We start from the raw sequence: 308 nt of genomic DNA, 5'->3' as shown, positions 1-308 counted from the left end.
CGCAGCGACTGCACCGCCAGGTGCAGGGCGACCAGCGACGACGAGCACGCCGTGTCCACCGTCACCGCGGGACCCTCGAACCCGAAGGTGTAGGCGACGCGACCGGTCACGACGCTGGCGGCGTTGCCGGTCATCAGATGGCCTTCGGAGCCGGCCGGTGCCTCGTGCACGCGGGGCCCGTACTCCTGGTAGTTGTTTCCGATGAAGACGCCGGTGCGGCTGCCGCGCAGGGTCGGTGCGGACACGCCGAGGCGTTCGAAGGCTTCCCAGGAGGTTTCCAGCAGCAGCCGCTGCTGCGGGTCCATCGC

The 308-nt window shown here is 70.5% G+C and carries 1 protein-coding gene; it reads right to left on the bottom strand.

Annotated elements, in window-relative coordinates; all coding sequences use genetic code 11:
* Positions 1-308 (bottom strand): beta-ketoacyl synthase N-terminal-like domain-containing protein (locus tag GT045_RS01980; protein ID WP_272926831.1); only part of this gene is annotated, 308 nt, incomplete at both ends.

It is taken from the genome of Streptomyces sp. SID486, from assembly GCF_009865385.1.
In the GTDB taxonomy this organism is placed as follows: domain Bacteria; phylum Actinomycetota; class Actinomycetes; order Streptomycetales; family Streptomycetaceae; genus Streptomyces.
This window is presented reverse-complemented; position numbering and strand designations above follow the sequence as displayed.